The following is a 16,333-nucleotide window of genomic DNA, read 5'->3' on the forward strand; positions in this document are numbered from 1 at the left end:
CATCTCCACTGTTAGGCACCCGAAGACCATTGTCCAAGTGTCATCCGATCCCGGTTGCCATAATCCTGCCGGGTCTCAACGGCTTTAAACCCGCGAGTGTGAAACAACTGTGCCACGGCCTCTGCCTGGTCGAAACCATGCTCAACCAGAAGCCAGCCGCCTTCAACCAGCCAGTCCGGCGCCTGGCTGATAATCAGCCGCAGATCATCCAGGCCATCGCTCCCGGATACCAGGGCCGAGGCAGGTTCGAATCGAACGTCCCCTTCCTCAAGGTGGCGGTCGCTATCGGGGATATAGGGTGGATTGGAGACAATCAGATCAAACCTCTCTGGCTCCAACCCCGAAAACCAGGAGCTCTGGACCACGGAAAGGTTCAGGCCAAGGGCAACGGCGTTTTCACGGGCCAGCGCCACTGCCTCGGGCTCGGCATCACAGGCAGATATTCGCCAGCCCACGTGCTCACTGGCGAGAGCCAGGGCAATGGCGCCCGTCCCTGTTCCCAGATCCAGCACACTGGCTTGCCGTGGTAGCGGCAAAGCAAGAGCAACTTCCACCAGGCATTCAGTATCCGGTCTTGGAATCAGGGTGGAGGCACTGACTTTCAGCGGTAGTGACCAGAATTCCTGATGCCCCAACAAATGTGCCACAGGCCTGCCGGCCACCCGATCCTGCACCAGCCTCTCAAAGGCCTCGGCGTGAGTGTCGGTCACCTCACGTTCCGGCCAGGCCCGGAAACTGGTCCGGCTGAGCCCCGTAATGTGGCTCAGCAGCAGCTCAGCATCCAGCCTCGGCGAATCACTTTCAATTCGGCTGGATGCCTCCTTCAGAAGGGCTTCGCAGGTCAGTGAAGGTTTACTGGTCATCGGCGAGAGAGGCGAGCAGCTCGGCCTGGTGCTCCTGCTGCAGAGGCACGACGACGGCGTCCAGGTCACCGGCAATGACTTCGTCGAGCTTGTAAAGGGTGAGATTGATCCGATGATCCGTCACCCGCCCCTGGGGAAAGTTGTACGTACGGATCCGTTCGGACCGGTCGCCACTGCCCACCAGGCTCTTGCGAGTCTCGGCCATGGACTTTTGCTGCCGCTCGGCCTCGGCATTCTGAAGCCGAGAGGCCAGCAGGCTCAACGCCTTGGCGCGGTTCTTGTGCTGGGAACGCTCTTCCTGGCATTCCACCACAATGCCCGTTGGCAAATGCGTTATCCGGATCGCCGAATCGGTCTTGTTCACGTGCTGGCCGCCAGCACCTGAAGCACGAAACGTGTCTACCCGCAGATCCGCCTTGTTGAGCTCGATGGCCTCGGCCTCATCGGCCTCGGGCATAACCGCCACAGTACAGGCGGAGGTATGGATCCGGCCCTGGGATTCGGTTTCCGGAACACGCTGCACCCGGTGGGCACCAGACTCGAATTTCAGGGCACCATACACTCCGTCACCGGCCACGCGCGCAATCAGTTCCTTGAAGCCACCGTGCTCGCCCTCGCTCTCGCTCAGAACCTCCACTTGCCAGCGCCGGCGCTCGGCATAGCGCAGATACATCCGGAACAGGTCGCCGGCAAAAATGGCAGCTTCGTCACCACCGGTGCCGGCGCGAATCTCCAGGAATACGTTCTTGCCGTCGTTCGGGTCTTTCGGCAGCATCAGGCGCTGGAGCTCTTCATCGAGCTCCTCGCTTTTCTGCTCGGCAAGTTGCAGCTCTTCCTCGGCCATTTCCCGCATATCGGCGTCGCCATCTTTCGCCAGCTCGCGCGCAGCCTCGATGTCATCCAGGGAGTGCTGCCAGGCCTGGAAACAATGAACAATGGGCTCAATCTCGGCGAACTCCCGGGAAAGGTCCCGGAACTTGTCCTGCTGGGAGATAATGGAGGAATCACTAAGCAATGCACTGACTTCCTCGAAGCGGTCAGAAAGCTGCTCGAGGCGGGATTGGATCGATGGCTTCATAGTTTTTCCGGGGTTGTCGTCGTGTCCGCGTCCAGTGCATCCAGCTGGTGCAACTCACGCAGCCACTCTGTCACCTCGGTGCGACCTTCTGTGGTGGCCTTGCGAACCTGCACAGAGGGCTCGTGCAGGAGTTTGTTGGTGAGGCCGCGTGCCATACTGCGCAGCACGGTTTCAGGATCTGTGCCATTGCGCAGGGCGCGCAGGGCTTTTTCGGTCTCCGCATCGCGCAGCACTTCGGCACGCTGACGGAACTGCTTGAGCGTGGACACCGCATCCAGCGCCCTTAGCTGGTTCAGAAAATCCTGAACTCCGGACGCCACCAGATTCTCGGCCTCCCGGGCCGCACCCTCACGAGAGCGGATATTTTCTTCGATAACCTGACGCAGGTCGTCCACCGTGTAGAGATACACGTCGTCCAGCGAGGCCACCTCCGGCTCGATATCCCGGGGCACGGCAATATCCACCATGAAATAGGGGCGGTGTTTGCGTTTCTTCAGGGCTCGCTCAACGGCACCTTTACCAAGGATCGGCAATGGGCTTGCCGTTGAAGAAATAATAATGTCGACATCGGCCAGATGTTCCGGGATCTCGGACAGCACAATGCCCTTGCCACCACGGGATTCTGCCAGTGCCTGTGCCCGCTCAAGGGTACGGTTGGCCACCAGGAAGTCTTTCACGCCGGCATCCGCAAGGTGCCGGGCCACCAGTTCGATGGTTTTGCCGGCACCGATCAACAGGGCCTTGTTGCGGGACATGTCGGCAAATATGTGGTGCGCCATGCTCACCGCGGCATAGGCAACAGAAACGGGATTTTCACCGATGGCAGTCTGCGTCCGCACTCGTTTGGCGACCGAGAAGGTATGTTCAAACAATCGGGACAGGAACGAGCCGCTGGCGCCGTGTTCCCTGGCCAGGGAATAGGCATCCTTCAATTGCCCGAGGATCTGTGGCTCGCCAAGCACCATGGAGTCCAGGCCGGCGGCCACTCGCATCATGTGCCTGACGGCATCGCCATCGCGGTGCACGTAAAGCGCTTCTTCCAGTTCCGCGGCGTCCATTCCATGGAAGCCGGCCATCCAGCGAAGCACCATGGGGGCGCAGTCATCATCGCCGGCCAGGTACAGCTCGGTCCGGTTACAGGTAGACAGTATCGCCGCCTCGGTGGCGCCTGACGTCGCACGCAGCTCGGCGAACGCCTCCGCCATACGCTCGGGCGTAAACGCCACTCGCTCCCGTAGTTCTACGGGGGCCGTGCGATGATTGATTCCCAGCGTTACCAGTGCCATTTCGTGGTTGTACAACCTTTTGCCGATGAGCGGTTTAGATACGCGCAATTACTGGACATTTTAACGGCCAGCGGCCTGAGCTGCCACCCAAAACCACCGCAGCTTCGGCAAGTGCGGACAGGTTGGGCAAGATCAGGTGCTTATGCCATTATAGGGATTCGGCTGAGGCCGCGACCCGATCTAGCTCAATTCCGGGGCTGGAGCGTGGTTATTTCAGATGCGTTTTCGACAGATCATGGGAAGTTGCATGCACAAATCCGTACCGTTTCTGTTTACCTGCCTGCTTGGCCTCACGCTGGCAGGCTGTGCCAGCCTCACCGGCACAGAGGAAGCGCCTGCCAAGAGCGAAACCGTCGCCGCCGGAGAAAAGACAGAACCACAACCGCCGGTTGAATACGCCGATTTTGAGCCCGAAACCCTCTATTTGCTTCTATCTGCCGAAATTGCAGCCCAGCGCGGACGCTACGACATTACCCTGGTTAACTACCTGAAGGCTGCCAAACAGTCCCGAGACCAGGTGGTGATCGAGCGGGCGATGCGAATCGCCCAATCCCTGAACGGCGATAACGCCCAGAAACAGCTCGCCGAGCTGTGGCTGGACATCGACCCGGATAATCTCCAGGCCCACAGGATTTCTGCCATCCAGGCCGTAAAGGGAAACGACCTCCAGACTGCCATCCATCACATGGAACGGATCATGGATCAGGGCGGCGATGCTGACTTCGACAGCCTTGCCGCTATGGCGGCCAATTTGCCGCCAGAGCAACAGCAGGAGCTGCTCGCTCTTTACAATGAGATGTCGGACCGCCACCCCGACACCCCGGAACTGGAATACAGCATCGCGCTCCTGTTGAAAGTAACCGGGCAGCCACAGCAAGCCCTGGACAGACTCGAACCACTGCTGCAGGAAAACGCAAACTTCCAGCCGGCCATCATTCTCAAGGGCGATCTGCTCTACCAGACCGGTCAGAAAAGCAGCGCCCTGGATTACCTGCTGACCAACACCCGCCGCTTTCCGGGCAACCGACAAATGGGCACCCTTTACGGCCGCATGCTTATAAATGAAGGTGAATTACAGGCTGCCCAGGATGAATTCAATCGCCTCGTAAAGCGGTACCCGGACACGCCGGGCCTGCGACTCTCTCATGCACTGGTCGCTCTTGAAAATGGGCAGACCGACCTGGCCCGGCAAGAACTGACACAACTGGCCGAACAGGGCCACCATACCAGCGAAGCCAACTACTACCTGGGCCGCATTGAAGACCAGGCAAGCAATACCGAGCAGGCCATTGGCTATTACCAGAGCGTGGAACAGGGCAATTACTACTTCCCGGCCCTGGCCCGCGCCAGCTCTCTGCTGGCCGAGAATGGCCAGCTTGAGGACGCCATTGACCGCATCCGCAGGCTGCGCGAAGCCAATCCCCGCCAGGCAGAGAACTTCTGGCTGCTGGAGGTGAACCTGCTGCTGGATCAGGAACAACAACAGCAGGCCCTGAGCACCGCCACGGAAGCCCTGGAAGAACATCCGGACAATATCGAGATCCGGTACGCCCGGGCCATGCTCTACGATGGCATCGGACAGCCTGCCGACGCCGAAGCCGACCTGAAGCAGATTATCGAACAGGAACCGGAAAACGCCGTTGCCCTGAATGCCCTGGGCTACATCCTGACCACTCGGACAGACAGACTCAGAGAAGCCCGCGGCTATATCGAGAAAGCTCTGCGGCTGGACCCGAACAATCCGGCCATTCTCGATAGCATGGGCTGGGTCCTGTTCCTCGAAGGCCAGCTCGAGCCGGCGCTAGAGTACCTCTCCCGTGCCTGGGCCGCCTTCCCCGATCCGGAAGTTGCCGCTCACTATGGTGAGGCGCTATGGATGAACGGAGCCGAAGAGCAGGCCAGAATCATCTGGCAGGAAGGCCTCGAACAGGACAGCAATCACGAAGTGCTCAGAGAAACCATCGATCGGCTGACCAATGGTGGTGACACCGAATGAGACTGGCGCGAATTCTGGCCGCACTGACGATGCTTGCCACCCTCGGCGCCTGCACTACGATCCAGATCGATCCATTGCCGGAGGGCATGACAGACCAGCCTCCGGCTGACTGGACCACTCGCGCAGTCAATCTCGACAAACTCGACCACTGGAAGCTGTCCGGCAAGCTGGCTGTACGCCAGCCATCCGACAGCGGAACCGCCATCATCAATCACTGGATTCAGGATGGCGAAGCCTACGATCTTGCCCTCTCCTCATCTTTCCTCGGTATGGGCAGCACGACACTCAAAGGGGTTCCCGGGTTTATCGAGTTAACCCTGCCGAACGGCGAAACCTACCGCTCGGGCGAACCGGAAGCGCTGGTCGAGGCGGCCACGGGCTGGCAGCTGCCACTGGAGAATCTGACCTGGTGGATTCGGGGCCTGCCATCCCCCGCCAGCGACTATCGCCTGCTGTTTGATAATCAGGGCACCCTGGCCATAATCCGCCAGAACGGCTGGGAAATCCGCTACGACCGCTGGCAGGCCTTCCTCTCCGCTTACCCGGCGCTGCCCGCCCGGATTACCGCCCTCAAGGACGACAAGCGGGTGCGCCTGGTGGTCAGCGACTGGCAGGAGCAGCCCGAGTGACACCCGACCTGATACTGCCCTCACCGGCCAAGCTGAACCTGTTCCTGCACATTGTCGGCCGCAGGGAAGACGGCTATCACGAGCTTCAGACCTTGTTCCAGTTCCTGGACTACGGCGACGAGCTGAGCTTCACCCTGACACCCGGCGAGCCGGGGGTGAGGCTCGCGGAGCCTGTTCCCGGTGTCGACGACGAGGACAACCTCATCATTCGCGCCGCCAGAGCACTCCTTGAGAGGGCTCAAGGCGACTTGCCCGGGGTCACCGTCGGCATCACCAAACGGCTGCCCATGGGCGGCGGTCTGGGCGGCGGCAGCTCCAATGCTGCAACCACTCTGCTGGCCCTGAACCATCTCTGGCAGCTCGACTTGAGCACCGATGAGCTTGCCGGAATAGGCCTCGGCCTGGGCGCCGATGTGCCGGTGTTTGTCCGGGGCCATGCCGCCTTTGGTGAGGGAGTTGGTGAAACACTGACCAACGCAAATCCGCCGGAAGACTGGTTCGTTGTCCTCAAGCCCGGCTGCAACATAAACACTGGCAAGATTTTTTCCGAGCAAGGGTTGACAAGGAACACCCCGAGAATCAAAATAGCGCCCGCTTTTGAGGGAGACGCCTCGAGGTACCGAAACGACTGTGAGGATGTAGTTCGAAAACTGTATCCTGAGGTTAACCAGAGCCTGGAATGGCTTTCACAATTCGGACCTGCAAGATTAACCGGAACCGGGGCTTGCATATTTGGACGTTTCCCGACAGAATCCGCAGCCCGGATCATCTGGGAAAGCAAACCCTCCGGCGTCACGGGGTTCGTAGCTAAAGGGGTGAACATTTCACCTCTACACAAAAAGCTAACAGAGCTGAAATGATGCCAAAAAAGCACGATACTGGGGTGTCGCCAAGTGGTAAGGCAACGGGTTTTGATCCCGTCATGCGCAGGTTCGAATCCTGCCACCCCAGCCACCTTTCTCCCGCTTCTTCTGAATCAAACGCCGATACTGAGAAGGATGCCGTCGTGTCCAAACTGATGATCTTCGCTGGCAACGCCAACCCTGAACTGGCTCAAGCGATTGCCCGCAAACTCCATATTCCCATGGGACAGGCCACTGTTGGCCGTTTCAGCGACGGGGAAACCACCGTCGAGATCAATGAGAATGTCCGCGGCCATGATGTGTTCATCATCCAGCCGACCTGCTACCCCACCAACGATAACCTGATGGAACTGATCGTGATGGCCGACGCACTTCGCCGTGCTTCCGCTACACGGGTCACCGCCGTTATCCCCTATTACGGATACGCGCGCCAGGATCGCCGGGTACGCTCTACCCGTGTTGCCATCAGCGCCAAGGTGGTAGCCGACATGATTTCCAGCATCGGCGTTGACCGGGTCCTGACCGTCGACCTGCACGCTGACCAGATCCAGGGCTTCTTCGATATCCCGGTGGACAACATCTACGCCACACCGGTTATGCTCGAGGACATCTTCAAGCAGCGCTTCGAGAACTTTGTCGTGGTATCTCCGGACGTTGGCGGCGTGGTTCGCGCCCGTGCCGTGGCCAAGCGCCTGGACGACGCCGACCTTGCCATCATCGACAAACGTCGCCCGAAAGCGAACGTGTCCCAGGTGATGCACATCATCGGGGATGTCAAAGACAAGACCTGTATCCTGGTGGACGACATCATCGATACCGCCGGCACGCTGTGCAAAGCGGCCAACGCCCTGAAAGAACACGGCGCGGCTCGCGTGGTTGCCTACATCACCCACCCGGTTCTCTCCGGCCCGGCCATTGATAACATCAATGCCTCACAGCTGGACGAACTTGTGGTCTGCGATACCATCCCGCTGGGTGACAAAGCGCATAATTGTGATAGAATCCGCGTCCTCGGAATGGCAGGGCTGCTTGCGGAGTCGATTCGCCGCGTGAGCAACGAAGAGTCCATCAGTGCCATGTTCGAGAATGCCTGAGTGACCTTTCGGTCGTAATATCAAGGCATTACAAGCAGTTACCGGGTCGGGAGCCTACACAGGCTCCCGACTCTTTTAGTCAGCCGGAAAAATCCGGCTTTTCAGAAACATCACCTGATCCTACGCCTGGTCGCGGGCAGTTCAGGTGACGATTGAGGTTATTACCATGTCTCAGGAATTTGTTATCGAAGCATTTCCTCGTGACGATCAGGGGAGAGGTGCGAGCCGCCGCCTGCGTCGTGAGGAACGGAAAATCCCGGCCATCATTTATGGTGGCAACAAGGATGCAACTCCGATTGCCATCTGGCACAACGAGCTGAAGAAAGCCCTGGAAAACGAAGCATTCTTCTCCCACGTTCTGACCGTTGAGCTGAACGGCAAGAAAGAAAGCGTAATCCTGAAGGATCTGCAGCGTCACCCGTACAAGCCGATCCTGACCCACGCTGACTTCCTGCGTGTTGACAAGGACCACGAGATCCACGTCAACGTACCGCTGCACTTCATCAACGAAGACACTGCACCGGCTATCAAGCTCCACGGCGGTGTAGCGAACCACCAGATCAACGAAGTTGAAGTGATCTGTCTGCCGCAGAACCTGCCCGAGTTCATCGAAGTGGACATGACCACTGTTGAGATGGACCAGGTAGTTCACCTGAGCGACCTGAAGCTGCCGAAAGACGTCAAGATTGCCGCCCTGCTCCAGGGTGAAGATCACGACCTGCCGGTTGTGGCTATCCATAAGCCGCGCGGCGCCAAGGTTGATGACGAAGCCGAAGACGGCGAAGAAGGTGAAGAAGGCGAAGACAAGGAGTAATCACTCCTGCACTGAGGAGGGCAACGGCGAATGGCGCAGGATATTGTCATGGTGGTTGGTCTGGGTAACCCCGGCGCTGACTACGAGAATACCCGCCACAACGCCGGCGCCCTCTTCGTGGAAGCTCTGGCTCGCACCGCGGGCCAGACGCTCCGCCCCGAAAAGAAGTACCACGGGCTCTATGCCCGCATTCAATGGCAGGGCCTGGACCTGCACCTCCTGAATCCGACCACTTTCATGAATCGCAGCGGCCTGGCCATCAAGGCGCTGGCAGACTTCTTCAAGATTCAGCCCCAACAGATTCTGATTGCCCACGACGAACTCGATCTGCCCCCGGGTACCGCAAAGCTCAAGAAAGGTGGCGGCCACGGCGGACACAACGGCCTGCGTGACGCTATCGCCCACCTGGGCACCAACGATTTCCAGAGACTGCGCATCGGTATCGGCCACCCCGGCGACAGCCGCAGGGTAACCGGGTACGTCCTCGGCCGCCTGGGCAAACAGGAAACCGAGGAACTGAACGCAGTGATCGACGAAATCATGCGGGTATTACCGGATGCAGCCAGCGGCAAACTCCCAGCCGCCATGAATCGCCTGCACAGTTTCAAACCGGTATAATCCGCTCAAATTTTTCCAGTACCAGCAGAGGCATTCCATGGGATTTAACTGCGGCATCGTCGGCCTTCCCAACGTCGGCAAATCCACCCTGTTCAACGCACTGACCAAATCCGGCATTGGCGCGGAAAACTTCCCGTTTTGCACCATCGAGCCTAACGCCGGTGTAGTCGCCATGCCGGACCCGCGCCTCAATAAGCTGGCAGAGATCGTAAAGCCGGAACGCGTCGTCCCCACCACCATGGAATTCGTCGACATCGCCGGCCTGGTGGCGGGCGCATCCAAGGGCGAAGGCCTGGGCAACCAGTTCCTGGCCAATATCCGCCAGACCGATGCCATCGCCCACGTGGTGCGCTGCTTTGAAGACGGCAATGTCATTCATGTCGCCAACAAGGTAGACCCGGCCTCCGACATCGAAGTCATCAACACCGAGCTGGCCCTCGCCGATCTGGAAACCGTTGAAAAAGCCATCAAGCGGGTTCAGCGCGTGGCCAAGAGCGGTGACAAGGAAGCCAAGGCCCAGCTGGAGATGTTCGAGAAACTGCTGCCCGTGCTGAACGAGGGCAAACCGGTGCGCAGCATGAACCTCGACAAGGACCAGATGGCCCTGATCCGGGAGCTCTGCCTGCTGACCGTGAAGCCGACCATGTACATTGCCAACGTCAGCGAAGACGGGTTCGAGAACAACCCGCATCTGGACACGGTGCGCGAGATGGCCGAATCGGAAAATGCCGTGGTGGTGCCCATCTGCAACAAGATAGAGGCCGAAATCTCCGAACTCGAAGACGATGAAAAATCCATGTTCCTGGAAGAAATGGGCATGGACGAACCAGGCCTGGATCGCGTCATTCGCGGCGGCTACGGCCTGCTGGGCCTGCAGACCTACTTTACCGCCGGGGTGAAGGAAGTGCGCGCCTGGACCGTCAAAATCGGTGCCACAGCGCCCCAGGCGGCCGGCGTGATCCACACCGACTTCGAACGCGGGTTCATCCGGGCCGAAGTGGTGAGCTACGACGATTACGTGAAGTACAACGGCGAAGCCGGAGCCAAGGATGCCGGCAAATGGCGCCTGGAAGGCAAGGAATACATCGTGAAAGACGGCGACGTTATTCACTTCCGCTTCAACGTGTAATTTTTCAGGAAAAACTGGGCCCCAAGCCTTGACAGAGTGGGCCCAAATACTGAAAATACGCGCCTCGTTTGGGGCGATGCCCAAAGCGAAATGGCAAGGTAGCTCAGTTGGTTAGAGCACAGCACTCATAATGCTGGGGTCGGCGGTTCGACTCCGCCCCTTGCTACCAAGATTCAAAGGGTTGCGACGCAAGTCGTGACCCTTTTTTATTGTTTGACTAAAAGTTGCCTACAGGGGGGTGTCAGCTCCGCAACGGCTATGGTCTCGTAGGAGTATCCCAAGAAACTTGGTTCTGGTGCGCAATGGAACGACACTCTCTGATTGCCTTCCGGAGATCCTCAGTAAAGCGACTGTCATTCACTTTGTGAGAAATGTACATCGAGAGATCTACCCAGGCCGCTGTCCGATTATAATAGGGCTTATCGTATTTGTTCATGTAAGTGTCGATCAGCACCCAAGGCAGAACAACCACATCGACGCGATTATTTTTGAGCAGTTCAACTGCCTGCCCCCAATCAGACACGTCAGTCACTTGTGGATCCTCTCCTCTCAAAAGCTTGCCACCAACAAACTTCCGGACGAACGCGAACCGAAGACCAGTCAGACTATCCAACGGTGGGAGATCTCGCAGGAGCAGATAGACATACTCGGTCTGGAACAATAAGCCGCCAAAGTCCGCGTATTCATCCCTTTCCGGCGTCTGCACCAGGGGCAAGCCGGCAGATATGCCACCTTTCCTCAAGCGGTAAAGCATTTGAGCCAAGGGCATTTCAACGAATTTAAAATCTCCCTCCACGCGATTAAAAACGCATCGATAGTAGGGCGCGAAACGGCCCACAAGCTTTCCGTTCTCAACCGCAATTTCCCGATCGATACCATCAAAGACGCCGATTACGTGGGTGCGTTTGGAATCAGCAAGCAGGGATACTGAGAACAGAGACAACCAAAAGATTTGGAGAAGCCTGAGCAAAAATGCCCGTTCCATGATCCACCTCCAAGGCACGCGGATCCAGTGCGTGTTTTTTACTGCATTTCGCGATTTTCGCTGCCGATAATGTAGGCATATCCGACTGAACCTCGACAGAATGTACTTCTAATAGTAGTAACAAGATCTCCTAATTGCTCAAAAAACGGTCATTGTCACACTGCAGGCAGGTTAAACAATCTTTGACAGTTGCCTACGAGGTATTCGGATAGGCTGGTTGGCTTGTCTCTATGCGCGATTCCGAGGTTGTATCCGACAGTGAGCACAAGAAAGATCATTCCGGTATTCGTGGCGTTGGTTTTGGTACCAGTCGCACTTGCGTTCGCAGGACAGACAGGAAAAACCGCTGCCGCTTCGATCGGGATCTTCTGGTTAGCCCTTGGCATTTTCTTTTTCAATGACATCAAACGTTACATCACGAAGAACGAGGAACGTGACCAGGACTAAGTGAAGCTGCGGAAGACAGCCGAACAGCAGACTATAGGTGATCTGGTGACAGATGGGCATACTTCATGATCATGGTCACGTTGCCGTGCCCAAGAATCCGCTGAAGCGTATGGATGCCACCCCAATTCATCATGTAGTGACTGGCGAAGGTGTGCCGAAGAATCTGGGTGAGCTGTTAAGAAACGGCCCTAAGGGTCAGGGCCGCAGGCTCGAGTACTCCGCCCCTTGCCACCAAGATTTAAAGGGTTGCGACGCAAGTCGCGACCCTTTTTATTGGCTGAATACAAGTTGTCTACATCGAGGACGGGGAGTGCGAGTCAACGCCAACAAACTCCGTATTGATAGCCTCTTCTATTTTGCAGCGCTGGATCGCCAGCATCAGAGCGCGCTGAACGTCGGTGTCCCGCAACTTTTTCGACATGTATAAGGAAACAGGAATCACGCCGACCTCCCAGGCAGAAAGTACCTCCCGCTCGCTGTCGAGAAAACGCTTCGCCATACCTGATGGCATTACAGCAACATCGATTCGCTGCAGTTTGAGCATCTCCACTAACTGCGACCAATCTGATACTTCTTCGACTCTACCCGCAGACTCTGGAATAAACTGTTTGCCGACAAAGCCCAAAACGATCCCATATCGTAGCCTGGGCGTCTCAGCAAACGCCGCATCAAGCTGCAACGATCGTAAGCTTACGATCGAAAACCCGGCGCTGTACATAGGACCAGCGAAATCGGCTTTCTCGTCCCTTTGTGATGTTCTAGCTATCGGTAGCACGATATCGAGCCTGCCTAGCTCAAGCTCAACCAGGCCACGATTCAATGAGACAGAAATCGCTTCGATCTCCAACCCGGAGTGGTCAAATACGCAATGGTAAGGTTTAGATAAATCGCCAGTGAGCTGCCCCTCCTCAACGCCGATCCATCCGACAGTATCATCAATGACACCAACAGACAGACGTTCTGAAGAGTGTGCGTAGGTCATAGAAAAAACATGCAGCACACACGTTAAAATGACGAATCTCACCCTAAAGACCTCCCAATACCTGCACTGGCAACTTTTTCAGGCTGATTCTCCCGGCTTTCACACCAGAACTGAAAACATGCCACGCACCAACAAAGTGCAAGATACATCACATCCGCAATCAATAGGAAGGGTTACTCAATCGATTACACTGTATTTTACGAATGCCTCTAAAGTGTGATTGAGCGGACAACTGGCGAAGGTGTGACTAAGAATGTGGATCAATTGTTGCGGGGGGGGGGCGGAGAAACCACATCGTTTGTAAGCTGCCCCAGAGCGCCGTACTTTTATCGATAGGCGGCGAATTCACTGACGCCAGGTCAGTCTTCTGGATCTCGCTGTCTCCCGGGGATATCCCAGGCCTCATGATTTTTCTCGCCAATCAAGCGGCAGGTTCTGATGGCATCCCTGAAGTCTTCCTTGAGACCGTTATCCTCTACACTGTGAGAAATGTACATGGACAAATCTATCCAGGCTGCGGTTCGGTCATAATAAGCCCCTTGATAGTCCTTGAGATACAGGTCCATCATGATCTTGGGTAGAACCACGACATCTACCCGACCGAGCCTGAGCATTCGGACAGCCTGCTCCCAATCAGAGACATGCGTTACTTGAGGGCTATCACCTTTTAAAAGCTCTAAACCCGCAAACTTCCGGACAAATCCAAACCTGAGCCCCGTCATGCTGTCCAACGGCGGCAAATCCTGAACCATGAGATACACATATTCCAATTGAAACAACGTACCGCCAAAGTCCGCATACTGATCCCTTTCTACCGTTTGAATTAACGGCAACCCAATTGAAATACCGCCTTTTTCCAGTTGGCGAAGTATCTGGGCCAGCGGCATGTTAACAAACCTGAAATCGCCGTCTACGCGGCTAAAGACGCAGTGATAATAGGGCGCAAAACGACCCACGAGTTTTCCGTTTTCTACAGAAATTTCGCGTTCTATATCTGCAAAGACCCCAACAACATGGTGACGATTCGAATCAGCGGACAGGGACAGAGAAAAAAACAGGAACAAAAAGAAAGGAAAAAGCTTCAGCCATACGAGCCTTTGCATGTCCCACCTCCCAAGCATGCGAATACAGTGCATACCTTTTAAGGCATTTAAGCGAAAAAACGTGACATTGACTAACACACAACACCAAGCGCTTTTTTTATAGTAGTTGTCATATCGGCACCGTGCTCATCTTTTCCAGCCCTTTGCTTAGTGGTCTTTATCGGGCGGCGGTTAGACTCCGCCCCTTGCTGCCAGTATTCTGGCAAGCCCGTCGCGAAAGCGCCGGGCTCTTGAGCTTCTGGGGACGACCCCACCCTTCCCGGGCAGTGAACGCGGGACGACCCGCCTCCGTACAAAACGTTCTATGAGATCAACAAGAGACAGAGTTCGACAGGCGATTTCCTTTGAGGTTATCGGCCTCCTGCTTTCCGTTCCCCTCGCTGCCGTAACCTTCGGATTCGATATGGGAAGAACCGGAGTTCTTGGTGTGGTTGGCGCCACCATCGCGACCATCTGGAACTACCTGTTCAACCTGGGATTCGATCACGGCCTGAAGCACTTCAATGGCTCAACCCGAAAATCCCTGCGGATCCGTTTCCTGCATGCGGTGAGTTTCGAGTTGGGCCTGATGCTCATCTTCCTGCCGATCATTGCCTGGTGGATGGGCATTGGCCTGTTGCAAGCGCTGATCGTAGATGTGGCGTTCGTGGTGTTCTATCTGGTGTATGCGTTCGTATTCACCTGGTGTTACGACACAATATTTCCTGACACGGACGCCAAGAAATCCAACGCCACCTAAACAAACTTTGACAGTTCCGTAGGGGAGAGTCGGATAGGATAGAAGCTCCGCCCGAATGCGTTTTAAGGTTGTATCGCATTATGAAATCCCGCCACGCGCTCACAGTGTTCCTGGCCGTTGTTCTGGTCCCCATTGCCCTTGGGTTCGCCGGCGCGAGCGTGAAGGCGGCCATCCTGTCGATCAGTGTTTTCTGGGTCTGCCTGGGGATATTCTTCTACCCATCCATCAGTGACTATCTCAGGTCTGCAAGGAGGGAGCGGGACGATCCTCTAAAGACAAACTCTGTGGCATACTCACGAGCTAAAACCCATACACAACAACTTAGCAGCAAGGACCGTTGACATGAAACCGGAAACCCTCGCCCTGCACGCAGGCTTCAAAAGCGATCCCACTACCCGGGCCGCTACCACCCCGATTTACCAGACCACGTCCTACACCTTCGATGACACCCAGCACGGTGCCGATCTGTTTGACCTGAAGGTTCAGGGCAACATCTACACCCGCATCATGAACCCGACCAACGCGGTTCTCGAAGAGCGGATGGCAGAACTGGAAGGCGGTGTTGGCGCCCTGGCCGTGGCCTCTGGCATGGCGGCCATCACCTATGCGCTGCAGACCATCTGCAAGGTGGGCAACAACATCGTGAGCACCAGCCAGCTGTACGGCGGCACCTACAACCTTTTCGCGCACTCGCTGCCGAACCAGGGCATTGAGTGCAAAATGGTTCGCCATGACGATTTCGATGCCGTGGAAAAGGCTATTGATGAGAACACCCGCGCCCTGTTCTGCGAGTCCATCGGCAACCCGGCGGGCAACGTGGTCGATATCCAGCGCTGGGCCGAAATTGCGCACAAACACGGCATCCCGCTGATGGTGGACAACACGGTTGCCACGCCGTTCCTGTGCCGCCCGATCGAGCACGGCGCCGATATCGTGATTCACTCGCTCACCAAGTACATCGGTGGCCATGGCACCACCGTCGCAGGCGTTGTCGTGGATTCCGGAAAGTTCGACTGGAAAGCCAGTGCTGACAAGTTCCCGATGCTGAACGAACCGGATCCGTCCTACCACGGCGTGGTCTACACAGACGCCCTGGGCCCTGCTGCCTTCATCGGCCGCTGCCGAGTGGTTCCGCTGCGCAACACCGGTGCTGCCCTGGCTCCCTTCAATGCGTTCCTGATTATGCAGGGTCTGGAAACCCTGGCGCTGCGCATGGAACGTCATTGCGAGAACGCCGAGAAAGTCGCGAACTTCCTGCAGGAGCACCCGTCTGTTGAGTGGGTCAACTACGCGACCCTGGCCAACAGCCCGTACAAGGCGACCTGCGAGAAGATTTCCGGCGGGAAAGCGTCCGGCATCCTGAGCTTCGGCATCAAGGGTGGCCGGGAAGCCGGGGCAAAGTTCATCGATGCCCTGGAATTGATCCTGCGTCTGGTGAACATCGGTGACGCCAAGTCCCTGGCCTGCCACCCGGCGACCACCACCCACCGCCAGCTCAACCCGGAAGAGCTGAAGAGCGCCGGTGTGAGCGAGGATCTGGTGCGGCTGTCCATCGGTATCGAGCATGTCGACGACATCATTGCCGACATTACCCAGGCCCTGGACAAAGCCCAGGCCTGATAGCGGTCAACCGGGTACGACCAATGTCGTGCCCGGCACCCTCGTGATTGCCCCTATCTGTCTTGTAACTCCCCCGCCAGGCCATTA

General features: G+C 56.9%; 16 protein-coding genes, 2 tRNA genes and 1 pseudogene. 12 read left to right on the plus strand and 7 right to left on the minus strand.

What is annotated here, in order from left to right:
- Window positions 1-11: 11 nt before the first annotated feature.
- Genes prmC through hemA form a run of 3 tightly spaced genes read right to left on the minus strand, consistent with a single transcriptional unit; the run spans window position 12 to window position 3,227 of the window.
- Window positions 12-863 (minus strand): peptide chain release factor N(5)-glutamine methyltransferase, encoded by an 852-nt coding sequence (gene prmC, locus EDB94_RS16195; protein WP_108018782.1) that lies wholly within the window; start codon window positions 861-863, stop codon window positions 12-14.
- Entirely contained in the window at window positions 853-1,941 is a 1,089-nt protein-coding gene (prfA, locus tag EDB94_RS16200) for a peptide chain release factor 1 (RefSeq protein WP_108018781.1), read from the minus strand. Before prfA ends, prmC begins: the two co-directional genes overlap by 11 nt.
- The gene (gene hemA, locus EDB94_RS16205; protein ID WP_008176344.1) at window positions 1,938-3,227 is read right to left on the minus strand and encodes a glutamyl-tRNA reductase; all 1,290 of its coding nucleotides are present in this window, start codon (window positions 3,225-3,227) and stop codon (window positions 1,938-1,940) included. The genes prfA and hemA overlap by 4 nt, the downstream gene beginning before the upstream one ends.
- A gap of 247 nt (window positions 3,228-3,474) precedes the next feature.
- Between hemA and EDB94_RS16210 the strand changes: the two genes are divergently transcribed.
- From EDB94_RS16210 to EDB94_RS16250, 9 genes are all read left to right on the plus strand, one after another.
- Window positions 3,475-5,223 carry a tetratricopeptide repeat protein gene (locus tag EDB94_RS16210; protein ID WP_108018849.1) on the plus strand — a complete coding sequence of 583 codons (1,749 nt, stop codon included), beginning with the start codon at window positions 3,475-3,477 and terminating at the stop codon, window positions 5,221-5,223.
- Complete coding sequence (gene lolB, locus EDB94_RS16215) at window positions 5,220-5,852, plus strand: lipoprotein insertase outer membrane protein LolB (protein ID WP_108018780.1); 633 nt, start codon at window positions 5,220-5,222, stop codon at window positions 5,850-5,852. Before EDB94_RS16210 ends, lolB begins: the two co-directional genes overlap by 4 nt.
- Window positions 5,849-6,712 carry a 4-(cytidine 5'-diphospho)-2-C-methyl-D-erythritol kinase gene (ispE, locus tag EDB94_RS16220; protein ID WP_108018779.1) on the plus strand — a complete coding sequence of 288 codons (864 nt, stop codon included), beginning with the start codon at window positions 5,849-5,851 and terminating at the stop codon, window positions 6,710-6,712. The genes lolB and ispE overlap by 4 nt, the downstream gene beginning before the upstream one ends.
- A gap of 19 nt (window positions 6,713-6,731) precedes the next feature.
- Window positions 6,732-6,806 (plus strand) — tRNA-Gln (locus tag EDB94_RS16225).
- Between the two features lie 52 nt (window positions 6,807-6,858).
- Window positions 6,859-7,809: a ribose-phosphate diphosphokinase gene (locus tag EDB94_RS16230; RefSeq protein ID WP_008176348.1), complete on the plus strand. Its 951-nt coding sequence runs from the start codon at window positions 6,859-6,861 to the stop codon at window positions 7,807-7,809.
- 166 nt (window positions 7,810-7,975) lie between these two features.
- Window positions 7,976-8,623, plus strand: coding sequence for a 50S ribosomal protein L25/general stress protein Ctc (locus EDB94_RS16235; RefSeq protein WP_108018848.1), 648 nt, complete (start codon window positions 7,976-7,978; stop codon window positions 8,621-8,623).
- 30 nt (window positions 8,624-8,653) lie between these two features.
- On the plus strand, window positions 8,654-9,241 hold the full coding sequence (pth, locus tag EDB94_RS16240) for an aminoacyl-tRNA hydrolase (protein ID WP_014576222.1): 588 nt from the start codon (window positions 8,654-8,656) through the stop codon (window positions 9,239-9,241).
- Between the two features lie 37 nt (window positions 9,242-9,278).
- The gene (gene ychF, locus EDB94_RS16245) at window positions 9,279-10,370 is read left to right on the plus strand and encodes a redox-regulated ATPase YchF (RefSeq protein ID WP_108018778.1); all 1,092 of its coding nucleotides are present in this window, start codon (window positions 9,279-9,281) and stop codon (window positions 10,368-10,370) included.
- 92 nt (window positions 10,371-10,462) lie between these two features.
- Window positions 10,463-10,539 (plus strand) — tRNA-Met (locus EDB94_RS16250).
- Between the two features lie 87 nt (window positions 10,540-10,626).
- On the opposite strand, the gene EDB94_RS16255 is transcribed toward EDB94_RS16250, so the two are convergent.
- Window positions 10,627-11,355, minus strand: coding sequence for a transporter substrate-binding domain-containing protein (locus EDB94_RS16255; protein ID WP_108018777.1), 729 nt, complete (start codon window positions 11,353-11,355; stop codon window positions 10,627-10,629).
- Window positions 11,356-11,613: 258 nt separating this feature from the next.
- On the opposite strand from EDB94_RS16255, the gene EDB94_RS20630 reads away from it, so the two are divergent.
- Window positions 11,614-11,802, plus strand: coding sequence for a hypothetical protein (locus EDB94_RS20630; protein ID WP_146162211.1), 189 nt, complete (start codon window positions 11,614-11,616; stop codon window positions 11,800-11,802).
- A 31-nt stretch (window positions 11,803-11,833) separates the two neighbouring features.
- Here the strand turns inward: EDB94_RS20630 and EDB94_RS16260 are convergent.
- The 3 genes and pseudogenes from EDB94_RS16260 to EDB94_RS16270 all read right to left on the minus strand — a co-directional run.
- A pseudogene (locus tag EDB94_RS16260) lies at window positions 11,834-11,977 on the minus strand (tyrosine-type recombinase/integrase); the annotation flags it as partial.
- Window positions 11,978-12,094: 117 nt separating this feature from the next.
- Window positions 12,095-12,826: an ABC transporter substrate-binding protein gene (locus EDB94_RS16265; RefSeq protein ID WP_146162210.1), complete on the minus strand. Its 732-nt coding sequence runs from the start codon at window positions 12,824-12,826 to the stop codon at window positions 12,095-12,097.
- Window positions 12,827-13,143: 317 nt separating this feature from the next.
- A complete protein-coding gene (locus EDB94_RS16270) occupies window positions 13,144-13,887 on the minus strand; it encodes an ABC transporter substrate-binding protein (RefSeq protein ID WP_108018847.1) in 744 nt (247 codons plus the stop codon).
- 304 nt (window positions 13,888-14,191) lie between these two features.
- Between EDB94_RS16270 and EDB94_RS16275 the strand changes: the two genes are divergently transcribed.
- Both EDB94_RS16275 and EDB94_RS16285 read left to right on the plus strand, forming a co-directional pair.
- Window positions 14,192-14,626 (plus strand): PACE efflux transporter, encoded by a 435-nt coding sequence (locus tag EDB94_RS16275; RefSeq protein WP_108018775.1) that lies wholly within the window; start codon window positions 14,192-14,194, stop codon window positions 14,624-14,626.
- A 342-nt stretch (window positions 14,627-14,968) separates the two neighbouring features.
- Window positions 14,969-16,246 carry an O-acetylhomoserine aminocarboxypropyltransferase/cysteine synthase family protein gene (locus EDB94_RS16285; RefSeq protein ID WP_008176355.1) on the plus strand — a complete coding sequence of 426 codons (1,278 nt, stop codon included), beginning with the start codon at window positions 14,969-14,971 and terminating at the stop codon, window positions 16,244-16,246.
- Window positions 16,247-16,333: the final 87 nt, after the last annotated feature.

This window comes from Marinobacter sp. 3-2 (assembly GCF_003751355.1).
Taxonomy (GTDB): domain Bacteria; phylum Pseudomonadota; class Gammaproteobacteria; order Pseudomonadales; family Oleiphilaceae; genus Marinobacter; species Marinobacter adhaerens.